Genomic DNA, 13,898 nt, shown 5'->3' on the forward strand with positions numbered 1-13,898 from the left:
GCACCGGTGACGACGCGATCGAAGATGACAATATCCCCGAAAATGTCGGCTCGCTGTCCGCGATGAAACTCCGCCAGCCGGGCGAATAGGCGTTGCTGTCGGACGCCGAACTCGACCGCTATGCACGCCAGATCATCCTGCCCGCCTTTGGCGGCGCGGGGCAGGCGAAGCTGAAGACCGCGCATGTCGCGGTCATCGGTGCGGGCGGGATCGGTTGTCCGGCGATTACCTATCTTGCGGCGGCGGGCATCGGTCAACTGACGATCATCGACCATGATGTCGTCGAGCGCAGCAATCTCCAGCGCCAGCCTCTATTTGCCGACGCCGATATCGGATCCCCCAAGGCCGACGTCGCCGCCGACGCGGCGCGGCGGATCAATCCGCATGTCGAGGCCGTCGCGGTTCCCCGGCGGCTCGATGCGGGCAACGCCGATGCTCTGCTGACCGGTGCCGGCCTGATCCTCGATGGCTGCGATAATTTCGAAACGCGGCTGACCGTCAACCGCACCGCCGTTGCGCTCGGAATTCCGTTGCTCTCGGCCGCGATCGGCGCGTTCGAAGGGCAGGTCGCGCTGTACGAAGGTTGGCGGGAGGACAGCCCCTGCTATGCCTGTCTCGTCGGGGACGACCCCGACCGGCCCGGAATCAACTGCGCCGAGCAGGGGGTGATGGGCGCGCTTGCGGGGATGATCGGGACGATGGCGGCGCTCGAAGCGGTGCGCGCGCTCACCGGATGGGGACAGCCCCTGACCGGCAAGCTCGCGATCATCGACATGCTCGACCGACGCTGGCGCGAAGTGGCGGTGCCCAAGGATCCGGAGTGTCCGATATGCCGGGGCTGAGCATCATCGTCGCCTCGGCCGATGGCCAGCGCTTCTATGCCGCGCTCGAAGTTGCGGCGGCGGCGGCGGCGCTCGGCCGATCGGCGCGCATCTTCCTGCAGGGCGAAGCCGCGGCGCTGCTCCGCACACCCGTCGCGTTCGACGGCGACCCCGCGCGGCGCGCCGCGGGACAACCCGATCTCGTCTCGCTGATCGCCGAGGCGATGGCAATGGACGTTCGGCTGACCGTCTGTCAGTCGGGCATGGCGCTGGTGCGGATGACGGCAAGCGACTTGGTGCCGCAGGTCCGCGCGGGTGGTCTCGTCAGTTTTCTTGCCGACAGTGGGCCGAGCGACCAGCTGCTGACCTATTAGGGATTTTTGCAGACTGTGATCGCGTCGGGCGCGGGGCGTTTGCCCTCTGGCACGAAGCGCGCGAGATAGCCGCCGGCGTGCGCCTTGTCGTTGTACGACACCAGCTTGTAGCCCACCGCCTCGAACTCGCAGACGAGCAGGCGGAAGGGGGTGCCGTGCTGCGCGATCGAACGGTCGCCGTCCACGACGATCACCTGCCCGCCGGCCCGCAGCGCCGGGCGCAATCGCCAGAGGAAGGCATAGGGCTCGCCGATCTCGTGATACATATGGACCATGAACACACGGTCGAAGCTGTTCGCGGGCAGTCGCGGATCGTCGACCGCGCCGAGCTTGAGCGAAACATTGTCGAGCCGCTCGCGTGCGACCCGATCGGCGAGGCGCTCGATCACTTCGGGCTGGATATCCTGCGCGAGCACGCGGCCCGTCGCACCGACGCGAGGGGCGAGGCGCACGGTGTAATAGCCATCGCCCGCGCCGATGTCGGCGACGGTCATTCCCGGGCGGACGTCGGCGGAATCCATCACGTCATCGGCTTCGTTGACGCGGTCGCGCGCTTCCTCGGTCGACCATTTGGTCGAGGTGATCGGCGCAACCGGTCGATCTGCAGGCGGGAATTCGCGCGCGGTCTCGATACGATCGCTGTCCTCGTTCCACGGGCCGTCGCAGCCGCCAAGCAGCGGCACGAGGGCCAGCGCCGCGAGGACGCCGCGCATCATCAGTCGATGTCCTCCACCTCGACCTTTTCGCCCGTCACCTTCTGCGACAGCGCCGCCGCCATGAACGGATCGAGCGCACCGTCGAGGACGTCGCCCGGCGCGGTCGAGGTAACCCCGGTGCGCAGGTCCTTCACCAGCTGATAGGGCTGAAGGACGTAGGAGCGGATCTGGTGGCCCCAACCGATCTCGGTCTTCGCCTGATATTCGCCCGATGCTTCGGCCTCGCGCTTCTGCAGCTCGGCTTCATAAAGGCGCGCCTTCAGCATTCCCATCGCGGTCGCGCGATTCTTGTGCTGCGAACGGTCGATCTGCGACGCGACGACGATACCGGTTGGCATGTGGGTGATGCGCACCGCCGAATCGGTCGTGTTGACGTGCTGGCCGCCCGCGCCCGAGGCGCGATAGGTGTCGATCTTGAGGTCGCTTTCCTTGATCTCGATCTCGATATTGTCGTCGATCACCGGATAGACCCACACCGACGAGAAGCTGGTATGGCGCCGCGCCGAGCTGTCGTAGGGCGAGATGCGGACGAGGCGGTGGACCCCGCTTTCGGTCTTGGCATAGCCATAGGCGTTCTCGCCCTTGACCAGCATCGTCGCCGATTTGATCCCCGCTTGCTCGCCCGCCTGATATTCGATCAGCTCGACCTTCATGCCGCGCTTCTCGGCCCAGCGGCTGTACATGCGCTGGAGCATTTCGGCCCAGTCCTGGCTCTCGGTGCCGCCGGCGCCGGCGTGGACCTCGATATAGCAGTCGTAACTGTCGGCCTCGCCCGCGAGCAACGCCTTGATCTTGTCGTCTTCGGCGCGCGCGGCGAGCGTCGCCAGCGCGGCGACGGCATCGTCGACCAGCGCCTCGTCGCCTTCCATCTCGGCGAGTTCGATCAGTTCGACCGTGTCACCCATCTCCTTTTCGATCGCGCGCGTCGCGGCGATCGCCTCATCGAGGCGGCGGCGTTCGCGCATGACGTCCTGTGCCGCCTTGGGATTGTCCCACAGCGTCGGGTCCTCGACCTTCGCGTTGAGTTCGTCGAGGCGGCGCACCGCGCGGTCCCAGTCGAGGAAGCGGCGCAGCAACGCGAGGGCGGCATTGATGGTATCGACATGATCCTGCGCTTCGGCGCGCATGGTCTTTGCTCCTGAAATCCGATGCGACCGGCCATAGAGGCTCGGGCGCCGGTGACAAGCCAGATTACCGGCGTCAGATAATCCCGCCGCGGTCGTCGAGGAAGTCGGTGTCGGTGCGGCCCGACGATCCCTTCTGCGCAGGGCCGGTCGACCGTTTCGGCGTCTTGATCGGTTTGATTTCGTCCTCACGGATCGTGCGGCGCGGTTCGCTTTCGGGCTTGAAGGCTTCCCAGATGATCGCGGCCTTGGGGTCGGTGCCCGGCCAGCTGCCATAGACGCGGCGGCCCGACTGGCGGTCGATACGCACCATGCGAATCCCCTTCGGCGCGGTGAAGGGCACCGGCGGCGCATCCATCAGCGACCCCTGGAAGAATTCCTTGAAGATCGGCGCCGCAAGGCTGCCGCCCTGCGCATAGCCGCCCATGTTCCGCGGCTGGTCGAAGCCGATATAGACGCCCGCGATCACGTCGGGCGACCCGCCGACGAACCAGACGTCCTTCGGCCCCGAGGTCGTCCCCGTCTTGCCGAACAGCGGGACGCCGAGGTCGCGAAGGCGCACCGCGGTGCCGCGCTGGACGACGCCCTCGAGCATGTGGACGACCTGATAGGCCGTCATCGGGTCCATCAGCTGCTTGCCGGTCTTGGCAAAGCGCGGCATCGGCTTGCCGTCCCAGTCCTTCATGTTGCAGCCCTGGCAGGGCCGCCAATTCTTCGGGAAGATGACCTTGCCGCGGCGGTCCTGCGCATAGTCGATCAGGCGCGGCTTGAGTTCGCGGCCATGGTTCGCGAGCATCGCATAGGCATTGGTGATCTTCTCGACCGTCGTCGACCCGGCGCCGAGCGCGGTCGAGAGATAGGGTTCGTGCTTGCCGATGCCCATCGTCTGGATCGTCTCGACGACCGGTTCCATGCCGATCTGGCTCGCGGTCCGCACCGTCATCAGGTTGCGCGACTGTTCGAGGCCCCAGCGCATCGTATGCTCGCCCGACCCCGCGCTGCCGCCGAAGTTGCGAAAGCATTTGTTGCCGAACCGCGCGCCCTGATAGACGCAGAAAGGCCCGTCGACGATCATCGTCGCGGGGGTCATCCCGTTGTCGAGTGCGGCGGCATAGACGAAGGGCTTGATCGTCGAACCCGGCTGGCGCTCGGCCTGCGTCGCGCGGTTGAAGGGCGACAGGCGGACGTCGAAGCCGCCCTGCATCGCATAGATGCGCCCCGAATGCGGGCTTTCGACGACCATCCCGCCCGACACTTCGGGGATATTCTTGAGCTGATAGACGCCGGGTGCGGTCGCCCTGACCGCGATCAGGTCGCCCGGGCGCAGCGCCGAGAAGGCCGGGCCGCCGCTCTTGCGATAGCCGAGCTGCGCCGCGCTCGCGGGCAGGCTGCCCGTGTCACCATTGGCGAAACCGATCCGCGCGGCGCTTGCCGATTTCGACAGCACTGCCGCGATCCGCCACTGGTCGTAATCAATGCCGATGAAGCTCGACGCGAGGCGGCTCTGCCACTGGTCGTCGGCTTCGATCGTCGCGATCGGCCCCGACCAGCCCTTGCCTGCGTCGTAGCGGATAAGGCCGCGGCGCAGCGCGTTGGTCGTCGCCTGCTGCATCTTGCCGTCATAGGCGGTGCGCACCCACAGACCGCCGCCATAGACCGACAGCGGACCGTCCTCGGGGGTTTCGCCGAACTGGTCGATCAGCTGCCGCCGCACCTCTTCCATATAATAGCCGCCGACCTGCGCGATCGCGGTGTTGCCGCTGTTGGTAAGGCCGAGCGGCTGCGCCTGCGCGGCGTCGCGCTGCGCCGCCGTTATCCAGCCGTTGCGGTACATTTCGGACAGCACGAAATTGCGTCGCGCCATCGCCTTGTCGGCATTGCGCGCGCGGCCATAGGTTTCAGGCGCCTTCGGCAGGATCGCGAGAAACGCCATTTCATGGAGCGCGAGCTGGTCGACATCCTTGTCGAAATAGGCGCGCGCCGCGGCCTGTACGCCGAAGCTGCGACGGCCGAGCGGGATTTCGTTCAGATAGAGTTCGAGAATCTGCTCCTTGGTCAGCGCTGCCTCGATGCGCTTGGCGAGGATCGCCTCTCGAATCTTGCGCGTGTAGCTGACCTCATTGGTCAGCAGCAGGTTCTTCGCGACCTGCTGCGTGATCGTCGAGGCGCCTACGGGGCGGCCGCTGTTGGTGAGGTTGGTGATGATCGCGGTGATGATGCCCGGATAGTCGATCCCGCCATGTTCGAAGAAGGTGCGATCCTCGGCCGCGAGATAGGCGCGGACCAGCAGTTGCGGATATTCCGCATATTCGAGCTGGACGCGCCGCTCGCGCGCATAGCTGTGCACCGGCTTGCCCTCGGCGTCGCGGACCATCGTCGGCAGCGGCGGCTGATAATCGCGCAGCTGGTCGACCGACGGCAGGTTGCGCGCGAAAGCCACCCAGATCAGCAGCATGGCGAGCAGCCCCGCGCCCGCCAGATAGCCGAGGATGCGGAACCAGCGCCGTGTCCACATCTCGCGGAACCAGGCGATGACGGCATTGCTGTCGCGGCGCAGGCGCAGGCGGAAATGGGACGCGGTCTCGGAAGCCATATGCGAAGAGCCTCTAAAGCCTGCGTGAACGAAAGGGAAGCTGCGTTGCGGCGGTTTGCCTTACCGCGCTCTGCCGCGAGCGCTCACGGGCCATATGGCAACCAGCGTGTCGCCCTCGACGACATGATAATGATCGTAGAGGTTCACGGTCGGGTCGCAGTGCGGCACTGTCAGCGTCACCGGATCGCCGGGTATGAGCTGCTCGCCGATGCCCGGCGCGATCAGCGCCGCATGTTCGTCGCCCATGAAGGTGAAGAACGCGGTTTCGGGTGCGCCGCGCCGCACCACCGCAACGCCGCCGTCGGTCGAAAGCGACTTGAATCCGGCGTCGATCGTCACGAGTCCCGAATGATTGGCGCTGACCACGCGCGCGTCGACGCCGAGCGCGGTTTCGAACGGAGTGCTGCCGTCGCCGGTCAGGTCGCAGTCAAGATATTGCTTGTCCATGAAGACATAGGAGCCGGCCTGCAACTCGGTGAAGACGCCGAGGTCGAGATCGATCCGGTGCGTGCCGGTGCCCGATCCGGTGACGATATCGGGCTTGAATCCCGCCTCGGTCAGGGCCGCCACCACCGACTTCAGATAGCCGGTGCGTTCGACGATCGCCGCGCGGCGTTCGGCATAATTCTCGATATGCTGCTGTGAGCCGCAGTAGAATTGCACGCCGCGCCCATTGAGGTTCGGCAGCCCCGCAATCGCCTCCGCCAGCGCGACCGCTGCCTCCGCCGACGCCACACCGGTGCGCGCGATACCGGGATCGATGTCGATGATGACGTCGAGCGTCGTCCCCACCGTCGCAAGCGCTGCGTCGATTCGCCGGGCGACGGCGGGATGATCGACGACCGCCATCAGCCCCACGGCACGCGCCGCGAGCGCGGCAAGCCGTTCTGTCGCACGCGGCGCCGCGACGGGTGAAGTGATCAGGATGCCGGTTATCCCGCCATCGCACAGGACTTCGGCCTCGCCGATCTTCGCGCAGCACACGCCAAGTGCGCCCGCGGCGATCTGGCGCAGCGCGATGTCGACGCTCTTGTGCGTCTTCGCGTGCGGACGGAGCCCCACGCCATGCCGCGCCGCCAGTTCGGCCATCGCGGCGATATTGCGGTCGAGCGCTCCCCGGTCGAGCACGAGTACGGGCGTGTTGAGGTCGGCGCGCGACCGCTGCCGACCGATCAGATGCGCGTGCAGGGTCAAATCGTCGCTCATGAAAACAGGCTCTCCAGATGCGCGTTGAGAAATTTGCCGTGCGGGTCGGCGGCGCGGCGTGCGGTGCGATAGTGCTCGGCCATCGGGTAAAGCGCATCGACGTCATCGCGCGTCAGCGTGTGGCGTTTCGCCCAGTGCGGCCGTCCGCCGAAGCTGCGGAAGATCGCCTCGGCGCCCGCAAAATGGCTTTGCCACGGCATCCTGGCATATTGGTGCATCGAAATCGCCGCGACGGGTCCGGCGTTCATCGGGCTCATCCAGATATCATCCGCCGCGACGGTGCGATATTCGAAGGGGAAGGTCACCGGCAGCCGCTTCTTGCGAATCCAGCCGACGACTTCGTCCAGCGCCGCCAGACCCGCCGCGCGCGGCAGTTCATATTCCATCTCCTCGAAGCGGATCGTCCGGTCGGACGGGAAGATCGCGTGGGCGGGGCCGCGGCGATGGCCGTCGAACCGCGTCCGCATCATCGCGCGCTGCAGGAAGGGGGTGAGGAAGGGCAGTTTTGCAGCGACATGGAGCACGCGGCGAAAGGCGCTTTCCTCCATGTCGGTCGTCGATGGCGGCGGATCGCAAGGATCGCACGGCGTGAGCGTCTTCAGGATCACGTCGTCGGCGTGCGGGAACAGCCAGAATTCGATGTGGCGGTGCTGCGAGGCAAGCTCGTCATAGCTTTCGCGCACCTCGCTCCAGCGCCTTTTCTCGATCCGCTCCTCGAGATGATAGGCGGGAACGACGGCGACCTCGATTTCTGTCGCGATCCCGAACATCCCGAGCGACAGCCGCTGCGCCTGATAGAGCTCGGATTCGGTCGCGGCATCGCACCAGCGCGCGGTGCCGTCGGCGCCGACCAGACGAAAACCGCGCGCCATCGTCGCCAGCGAACCAAGGTCGACGCCGGTGCCGTGCGTACCGGTTGCCATCGCGCCTGCCAGCGACTGCGGATTGACGTCGCCCTGATTGGCGAGCGACAGCCCCTCCTCCCAAAGCGCTGCGGTCAGCTTCCTGATGGTCCAGCCCGCCGGAATGTGCGCGGTGGTCCGGTCGGCGGCTATCCGCATCTCTCCGGCCAGCCGGTCGAGGCCGAGGATCAGCTCGTCCGACTGGCAGAGCGGCATGAAACTGTGCCCGGCGCCGGTCGCGCGGACCTTGCGCGCGCGGCGTACGAGCGCGGCCAGTTCGTCTTCGCTTTGCGGCCTTGCGACCTCGGCGCGCGCGGTCACGCTGCCCGACCAGTTGCTCCACCCCATCGATCTCTCCCGTCGCCGGCAAGCTGTCGGCGCGCCGCGCGATGGTCAAGGCGTTTCAGCGCGCGGCGGCGATCTTCCGCGCGAAATGAATTTGCACCGCGTCGCGCACTCCGCGCGCGACCTTTTTCTGCCCGCTCTTGGACGTCAGAAAGTCGGAATCGCCCCTGTTCGAGATGAAGCCCGTCTCGAACAGCACCGACGGCGTATCGGGCGCCTTGAGCACGACGAACGACGCGAAACGGTGCGCGGTCGTCCGGAAGGTCATCTCGTCCGCTGCCTCGCGCTGCAGCAGTCTTGCGAAATCCGACGCGACATTCATCGTCTCGCGCTGCGTGAGGTCGAGCAGGATAGACGATACGTCGTTGCTATGCGCGCCAAGGTCGACGCCGTTGATGATGTTCGCCTTGTTCTCGCGCGCCGCGAGCCGCGCCGCCTCGCGGTCGGATGCGACCTCTGAGAGCGTATAGACCGACGCGCCGTTCGCTTGGTTGTTCTCCGCCGCGTCGGCGTGGATCGACAGGAACAGGTCGGCTTTCAGCCGCCGCGCGATGCCGTAACGTTCTTCGAGCACGAGATAGCGGTCGTCCGAGCGGGTGAGCGCGACGCGCACGCGGCCGCCGGCGACCAGATCGTCGCGGATCGCGCGCGCCAGTTCCAGCGTCAGATCCTTTTCGCGCTTGCCGCTGTAGGGAGAAGTTGCGCCGGGATCGTGTCCGCCGTGCCCGGCGTCGATCACCACGAGCGGCAGGCGCGGATTGTCGGGGCCTTCGATCCGCGGCAGCGACACCGCGGGCTTCGGCTTGCCGATCGGAACGGTGACGCTGTAGCGCTTTTTCGGGCGATCGGCCCGCAAGAAACCGGCGTGTCGCGCCGCTTCGCTCCGGCGAGGATGCAGCGCGGCTTCGACCGGAAGCGCCGGGGCCGGTGCGATTGCCACGAGGAGAAAGGGCAGGATCATCGTCATTCCATGGTGCCGGGGCAATCCAACAGGGCAAATCCCTTATTAGCCGGCCTGTGTCAAACGGCGGTTAACCACGCCGGACGCGTGCGGCAAAGACGGGAGAATGCGGCGAGATGGTTGCAATGTGGTCACACTCTCCCATCTTTATCGGGTGGTGGAGGTTGCCGTCGGCCCATGCCGATGCTAGCACCCTGCCACGACGGAGGACTTTCCGGCTCCGTCCGGCCTTTTGAGGGGAAGAGGCCTGATCTCGCGAATCGCGGATCATGGCCGCCCCGGTGCCGGACCTGCCGAAAATCTCGCTCCGTCGATCCACCCGGCTGATCGGGCGGCTGACGCGATTTTTCCAACGAAAAATTGCCCCGGCTTCCCGTCCGCCCCGAAACAGGTTGATGCCGTATGAGGCTTGCCATGCCCTCTTTCGATCGCGACGCGGAGGCTTTTGCTTCCGCATGTGTCGCGGCGAAAGACCGCATGCGCGTCCACGACCGGACGCGGGCCCCGCGCGGCAATAACGTCTTTTTTTCTTTGAACCCTATCGACCGCCGCCGTCCGCCAAGGATGGTCGCGGCCTTTCTGTTTGGCGCGCCACTGCGCGCCTGGAGTGATACTAATGACCACGCGCATGTTGATCGACGCGCGGCACCGGGAAGAGACCCGGGTCGCCGTCACCAAGGGAAACCGCATCGAGGAGTTTGATTTCGAGTCCGCCGAGCACAAGCAGCTCAAGGGCAATATATATCTGGCCAAGGTTACCCGCGTCGAACCGTCCCTGCAGGCGGCGTTCGTCGAATATGGCGGCAATCGCCACGGTTTCCTGGCCTTCAGCGAAATCCACCCCGACTATTACCAGATTCCGAAGGAAGATCGCGAGGCGCTGCTTCGCGAAGAGGCCGAACATGCCGCCGCGGCGGCGCAGCGCGCCGAGGATGACCTCGACGAGCTCGAAGGCGACGTCGCCGATGTCGAATATCATGACGACGATAATGGTGACGATAATGGCGACGCCCCGCGCGCGCCCGAAACGGTGGGCGAAGACGGCGACGATGAGCATGACGACGCCGAAGACAATGGCGAGGCCGACGGCGAAGACGGGGGCGAAGAGGCCAGGGACGGCCGCGGCGATCGCCGCCGCGGGCGGAGCAAGGGCGGACGCAATGGCCGCAAGGGTGGCCGTGGCCGCCGGGGCGACGACGAAGACGGCGAAAATCGCATGTCGCTGCGCCGCCGCTACAAGATCCAGGACGTCATCCGCCGCCGTCAGGTGATGCTGGTCCAGGTCGTGAAGGAAGAACGCGGCAACAAGGGCGCCGCCCTCACCACCTATCTGTCGCTTGCCGGGCGCTATTGCGTGTTGATGCCGAACACGATGCACGGTGGCGGGATCAGCCGCAAGATTTCGAACGGCGCCGATCGCCGCAAGCTGAAGGCGATGATCGACGAACTCAACCTGCCTCCGACGATGGGCTGCATCGTCCGCACAGCGGGGATGAGCCGCACCAAGGTCGAGATCAAGCGCGACTTCGACTATCTCGCGCGCCTGTGGGACGAGATCCGCGAAAAGACCTTGGGGTCGAGCGCTCCGGCGCTGATCCACTCCGACAGCGACCTCGTCAAGCGCGCGATCCGCGACATCTATCACAAGGATATCGAGGAAGTGCTCGTCGAGGGCGACGAGGGTTACAAGGCGGCCAAGCAGTTCATGAAACTGCTGATGCCGAGCCACGCGCGGCGCGTGAAGCAATATGCCGACCCGGTCTCGCTCTATCAGCGCTACGGCGTCGAGGACCAGCTCGCGGGAATGCTCAATCCCGTCGTCCAGCTCAAGTCGGGTGGTTATCTGGTGATCAACCCGACCGAGGCGCTGGTGTCGATCGACATCAACTCGGGGCGGTCGACGCGCGAGCATAATATCGAGCAGACCGCGCTCAACACCAATCTCGAGGCCGCGCACGAGATCGCGCGCCAGCTCCGCCTGCGCGACATGGCCGGGCTGATCGTCATCGACTTCATCGACATGGATCATGGTTCGAACGTCCGAAAGGTCGAACGGGCGATGAAGGATGCGCTGAAGAACGACCGCGCGCGCATCCAGGTCGGCCGCATTTCGGGCTTCGGCCTGATGGAGATGAGCCGCCAGCGCCTGCGCACCGGCGTGCTCGAAGCCTCGACCCGCCCCTGCCCGCATTGCGAGGGCACGGGCCTCGTCCGGACCGCCAGCTCGGCTGGCCTCAGTGCGCTGCGCCTGATCGAAGAGGAAGCCGCACGCGGCAAGGGCAGCAAGATCATCCTGCGCGCCAGCCAGGAGGCGACCTTCTACCTCCTCAACGAAAAGCGTCGCGAGCTGCGCGAGATCGAGGAACTCTACGGCGTCAGCGTCGAAATCCTGCCCGATGGCGAGACCGAGGGCGCGCGCATGGCGATCGAGGTTGGCGGGCCGCCGCCCGTCGCCCGCCGCAGCTTCGCGCCGATCGCCCCGATCGAGGATGACGACGACGATTTCGTCGATGAGGACGAGGAAGAAGAGGAAGAGGCCGGGGAGGCCGAAGCCGAGGAGCGCCCCGCACGCCGCGAACGACAGGAACGCCCAGAGGGCGAGGATGGCGAGGGCCGCAAGCGCCGCCGCCGTCGTCGCCGTGGACGTCGCGGTCGCCGCGATGAGGAAGGCAGCGAAGCGCCCGAGGGTGAGGCTGCCGATGGCGAGGACATTGGCGAAGATCCCCGCGAAGCGGCCGCCGAAGAGGCTGCTCCGGTAGCGGCCGAAGGGGAAGAGGCGAAGCCCAAGCGCCGTCGCGGCGGACGCGGTCGCAAAAAGGTCGAGGAAGTCGAAGCCGAGGCAGGGAGCGAGGAAGAAGCTGCCCCCACCGAAGCTGCGCCCGAGCCGGCTGTCGAGGAATCGCCCGCCGCCGAGGAGAAGCCGAAACGCAAGCGCGCACCGCGCAAGACCAAGGCTGCTGCGGCTGCCGAGGCCGAGGTGCCCGAAGCCGTCGAGGCGCCCGCTGCCGAAGCACCGGCGGTCGAACCCGAGGATGATGCCGAAATCGTCAAGCCCGCGCCCAAAAAGCGTGCGAGCCGCACGAAGAAGGCCGTCGCGGTCGAGGCTGCGCCCGAGGAAGCGACGACGAGCGACCGGGAAACGGTTGCCGCAGATGGTCAAGAGGACAGCACCGGCCCCGACGGCGAACCTCGTCGCGGTTGGTGGCAGCGCACCTTTGGCAACTGATCGACGCGGTTGACCGCAGAAACGACACGCTGACCTTGCGTCCGCGCGCGCTGAACCCCAATAAGCCTTCCATGGCTTCACTCGAGGTTCAGGCGCGCGGCGCGAGACAGTCGGCAATGACCGCTTCCCCGTCGTACAAGGCGCACCGGGCGCATGGCCTTCGTGCGTTGCCGCGCATCCTCTTGACCTTGGTGGCGATGGTCGCCGTTGCCGTGCGCCCCGCAATGGCGCAGTCGATCCTGCGCGATGCCGAGACCGAGGCGCTGTTCCAGGACATGATGGATCCGCTGCTCGTCGCGGCGGGGCTCCAGCCGGGGCAGGTGCGTGTTCACCTGCTCGGCGACCGCAGCATCAACGCCTTCGTCGCGGGCAGCCAGGACATCTATGTCTTCAGCGGGCTGATCGAGGCTGCGGACAGCGCCGAAGAAGTGCAGGGCGTGCTCGCGCACGAACTCGGGCACGTCATGGGCGGCCACGCGATCCGGGCGAGCGAGGGCGCGAAAACCGCGACCGGCATTTCGCTTCTCAGCCTGCTGCTCGGCGCAGCGGCGATGGCGGCGGGCGGCGGCGAGGCCGGCATGGGTATCTTGATGGCGGGCCAGCAGGCCGCGCTCGGCAAATATCTCGCCTTCAGCCGCGTCCAGGAATCGACCGCCGACGCGGCGGGCGCGCAATATCTGTCGAAGGCCGGGATCAGCGGCCGCGGCAGTCTCGCCTTCTTCAAGAAGCTTCAGAATCTCGAGTTCCGCTATGGCATCAAGCAGGACGACGATCAGGCCTATGGTCGTACCCACCCGATGTCGGGCGATCGCATCCAGGCGCTACGCGAAGTCTATGTCGTCGACCCGGCGTGGAGCAAACCCGCCGACCCTGCGATCGAGGGGCGTTTCCAGCGGATCAAGGCGAAACTGTCGGGCTATATCGCCGACCCCGACCGTACCTTGCGCAAATATCCTGAAAGCGACACGAGCATCCCGGCGCGCTACGCCCGCGCCTATGCTTGGCACAAGAGCGCTTACCCGGACAAGGCGCTCGGCGAGGTCAAAGGGTTGCTGAAAAGCAACCCGCACGACCCCTATTTCCTCGAGCTCGAAGGACAGGTCCTGCTTGAATCGGGGCGGCCGAAGGACGCGATTCCGCCGTTGCGCGAGGCGGTGGCCAACTCGCGCTCGCAACCGCTGATCGCCGCAACGCTCGGCCACGCACTTATCGCGACCGAAGATCCCGGAAATTTCGCCGAAGCGGAAAAGGTGCTCAAGACCGCGGTCGCGCTCGACAACCAGAATCCTTTCGCTTGGTACCAACTCGGCATCGTCTACGCGAACAAGGGCGACCAGCCGCGCGCGGCGCTCGCTTCGGCCGAGCGTTACAGCCTTGAGGGTGGACAGTCGGCGCTGGCGCTGCGTAATGCCGAAACCGCGATGCAGGGGTTGGCCGAAGGGTCGCCCGACTGGATCCGTGCACAGGATATTGCGCTGGTGTCGCGCGCCGAGGTGGAACAGGCGCGCAAAAGACGCTAGATTCGAACGAGATACGATGGGGACGCATCGCCGTCGGCGATGCACAAGGGCGACAAGTGACTGACAGGAAAGACGATTATTACCAGCCGTGGCTGCGCGACCCGGCCCCG

The 13,898-nt window shown here is 66.2% G+C and carries 10 protein-coding genes; 4 read left to right on the top strand and 6 right to left on the bottom strand.

What is annotated here, in order from left to right; all coding sequences use genetic code 11:
• Positions 1-92 precede the first annotated feature (92 nt).
• Together QOL79_RS13190 and QOL79_RS13195 are read left to right on the top strand one after the other, a co-directional pair.
• Positions 93-842, top strand: a complete 750-nt coding sequence (locus QOL79_RS13190; RefSeq protein WP_283419889.1) for a HesA/MoeB/ThiF family protein — start codon at positions 93-95, stop codon at positions 840-842.
• Positions 830-1,195, top strand: coding sequence for a DsrE family protein (locus tag QOL79_RS13195; RefSeq protein ID WP_283420017.1), 366 nt, complete (start codon positions 830-832; stop codon positions 1,193-1,195). The genes QOL79_RS13190 and QOL79_RS13195 overlap by 13 nt, the downstream gene beginning before the upstream one ends.
• Here the strand turns inward: QOL79_RS13195 and QOL79_RS13200 are convergent.
• The 6 genes from QOL79_RS13200 to QOL79_RS13225 form a co-directional block, all read right to left on the bottom strand.
• Entirely contained in the window at positions 1,192-1,908 is a 717-nt protein-coding gene (locus tag QOL79_RS13200; protein WP_282949527.1) for a class I SAM-dependent methyltransferase, read from the bottom strand. The genes QOL79_RS13195 and QOL79_RS13200 overlap by 4 nt on opposite strands.
• Before the next feature lie 2 nt (positions 1,909-1,910).
• The gene (gene prfB, locus QOL79_RS13205; protein ID WP_283419890.1) at positions 1,911-3,038 is read right to left on the bottom strand and encodes a peptide chain release factor 2; all 1,128 of its coding nucleotides are present in this window, start codon (positions 3,036-3,038) and stop codon (positions 1,911-1,913) included.
• 73 nt (positions 3,039-3,111) lie between these two features.
• Positions 3,112-5,628 carry a penicillin-binding protein 1A gene (locus QOL79_RS13210; protein ID WP_283419891.1) on the bottom strand — a complete coding sequence of 839 codons (2,517 nt, stop codon included), beginning with the start codon at positions 5,626-5,628 and terminating at the stop codon, positions 3,112-3,114.
• A gap of 60 nt (positions 5,629-5,688) precedes the next feature.
• Entirely contained in the window at positions 5,689-6,834 is a 1,146-nt protein-coding gene (locus QOL79_RS13215; RefSeq protein WP_283419892.1) for a DSD1 family PLP-dependent enzyme, read from the bottom strand.
• Complete coding sequence (locus QOL79_RS13220) at positions 6,831-8,084, bottom strand: D-arabinono-1,4-lactone oxidase (protein WP_283419893.1); 1,254 nt, start codon at positions 8,082-8,084, stop codon at positions 6,831-6,833. The genes QOL79_RS13215 and QOL79_RS13220 overlap by 4 nt, the downstream gene beginning before the upstream one ends.
• Positions 8,085-8,139: 55 nt before the next feature.
• Positions 8,140-9,048 carry an N-acetylmuramoyl-L-alanine amidase family protein gene (locus QOL79_RS13225; protein ID WP_502957492.1) on the bottom strand — a complete coding sequence of 303 codons (909 nt, stop codon included), beginning with the start codon at positions 9,046-9,048 and terminating at the stop codon, positions 8,140-8,142.
• Between the two features lie 610 nt (positions 9,049-9,658).
• Between QOL79_RS13225 and QOL79_RS13230 the strand changes: the two genes are divergently transcribed.
• Positions 9,659-12,268 carry an Rne/Rng family ribonuclease gene (locus tag QOL79_RS13230; RefSeq protein ID WP_283419894.1) on the top strand — a complete coding sequence of 870 codons (2,610 nt, stop codon included), beginning with the start codon at positions 9,659-9,661 and terminating at the stop codon, positions 12,266-12,268.
• Between the two features lie 116 nt (positions 12,269-12,384).
• Positions 12,385-13,788 (top strand): M48 family metalloprotease, encoded by a 1,404-nt coding sequence (locus QOL79_RS13235; protein WP_502957493.1) that lies wholly within the window; start codon positions 12,385-12,387, stop codon positions 13,786-13,788.
• Positions 13,789-13,898: the final 110 nt, after the last annotated feature.

It is taken from the genome of Sphingopyxis sp. Geo48, assembly GCF_949769155.1.
Lineage (GTDB): Bacteria > Pseudomonadota > Alphaproteobacteria > Sphingomonadales > Sphingomonadaceae > Sphingopyxis.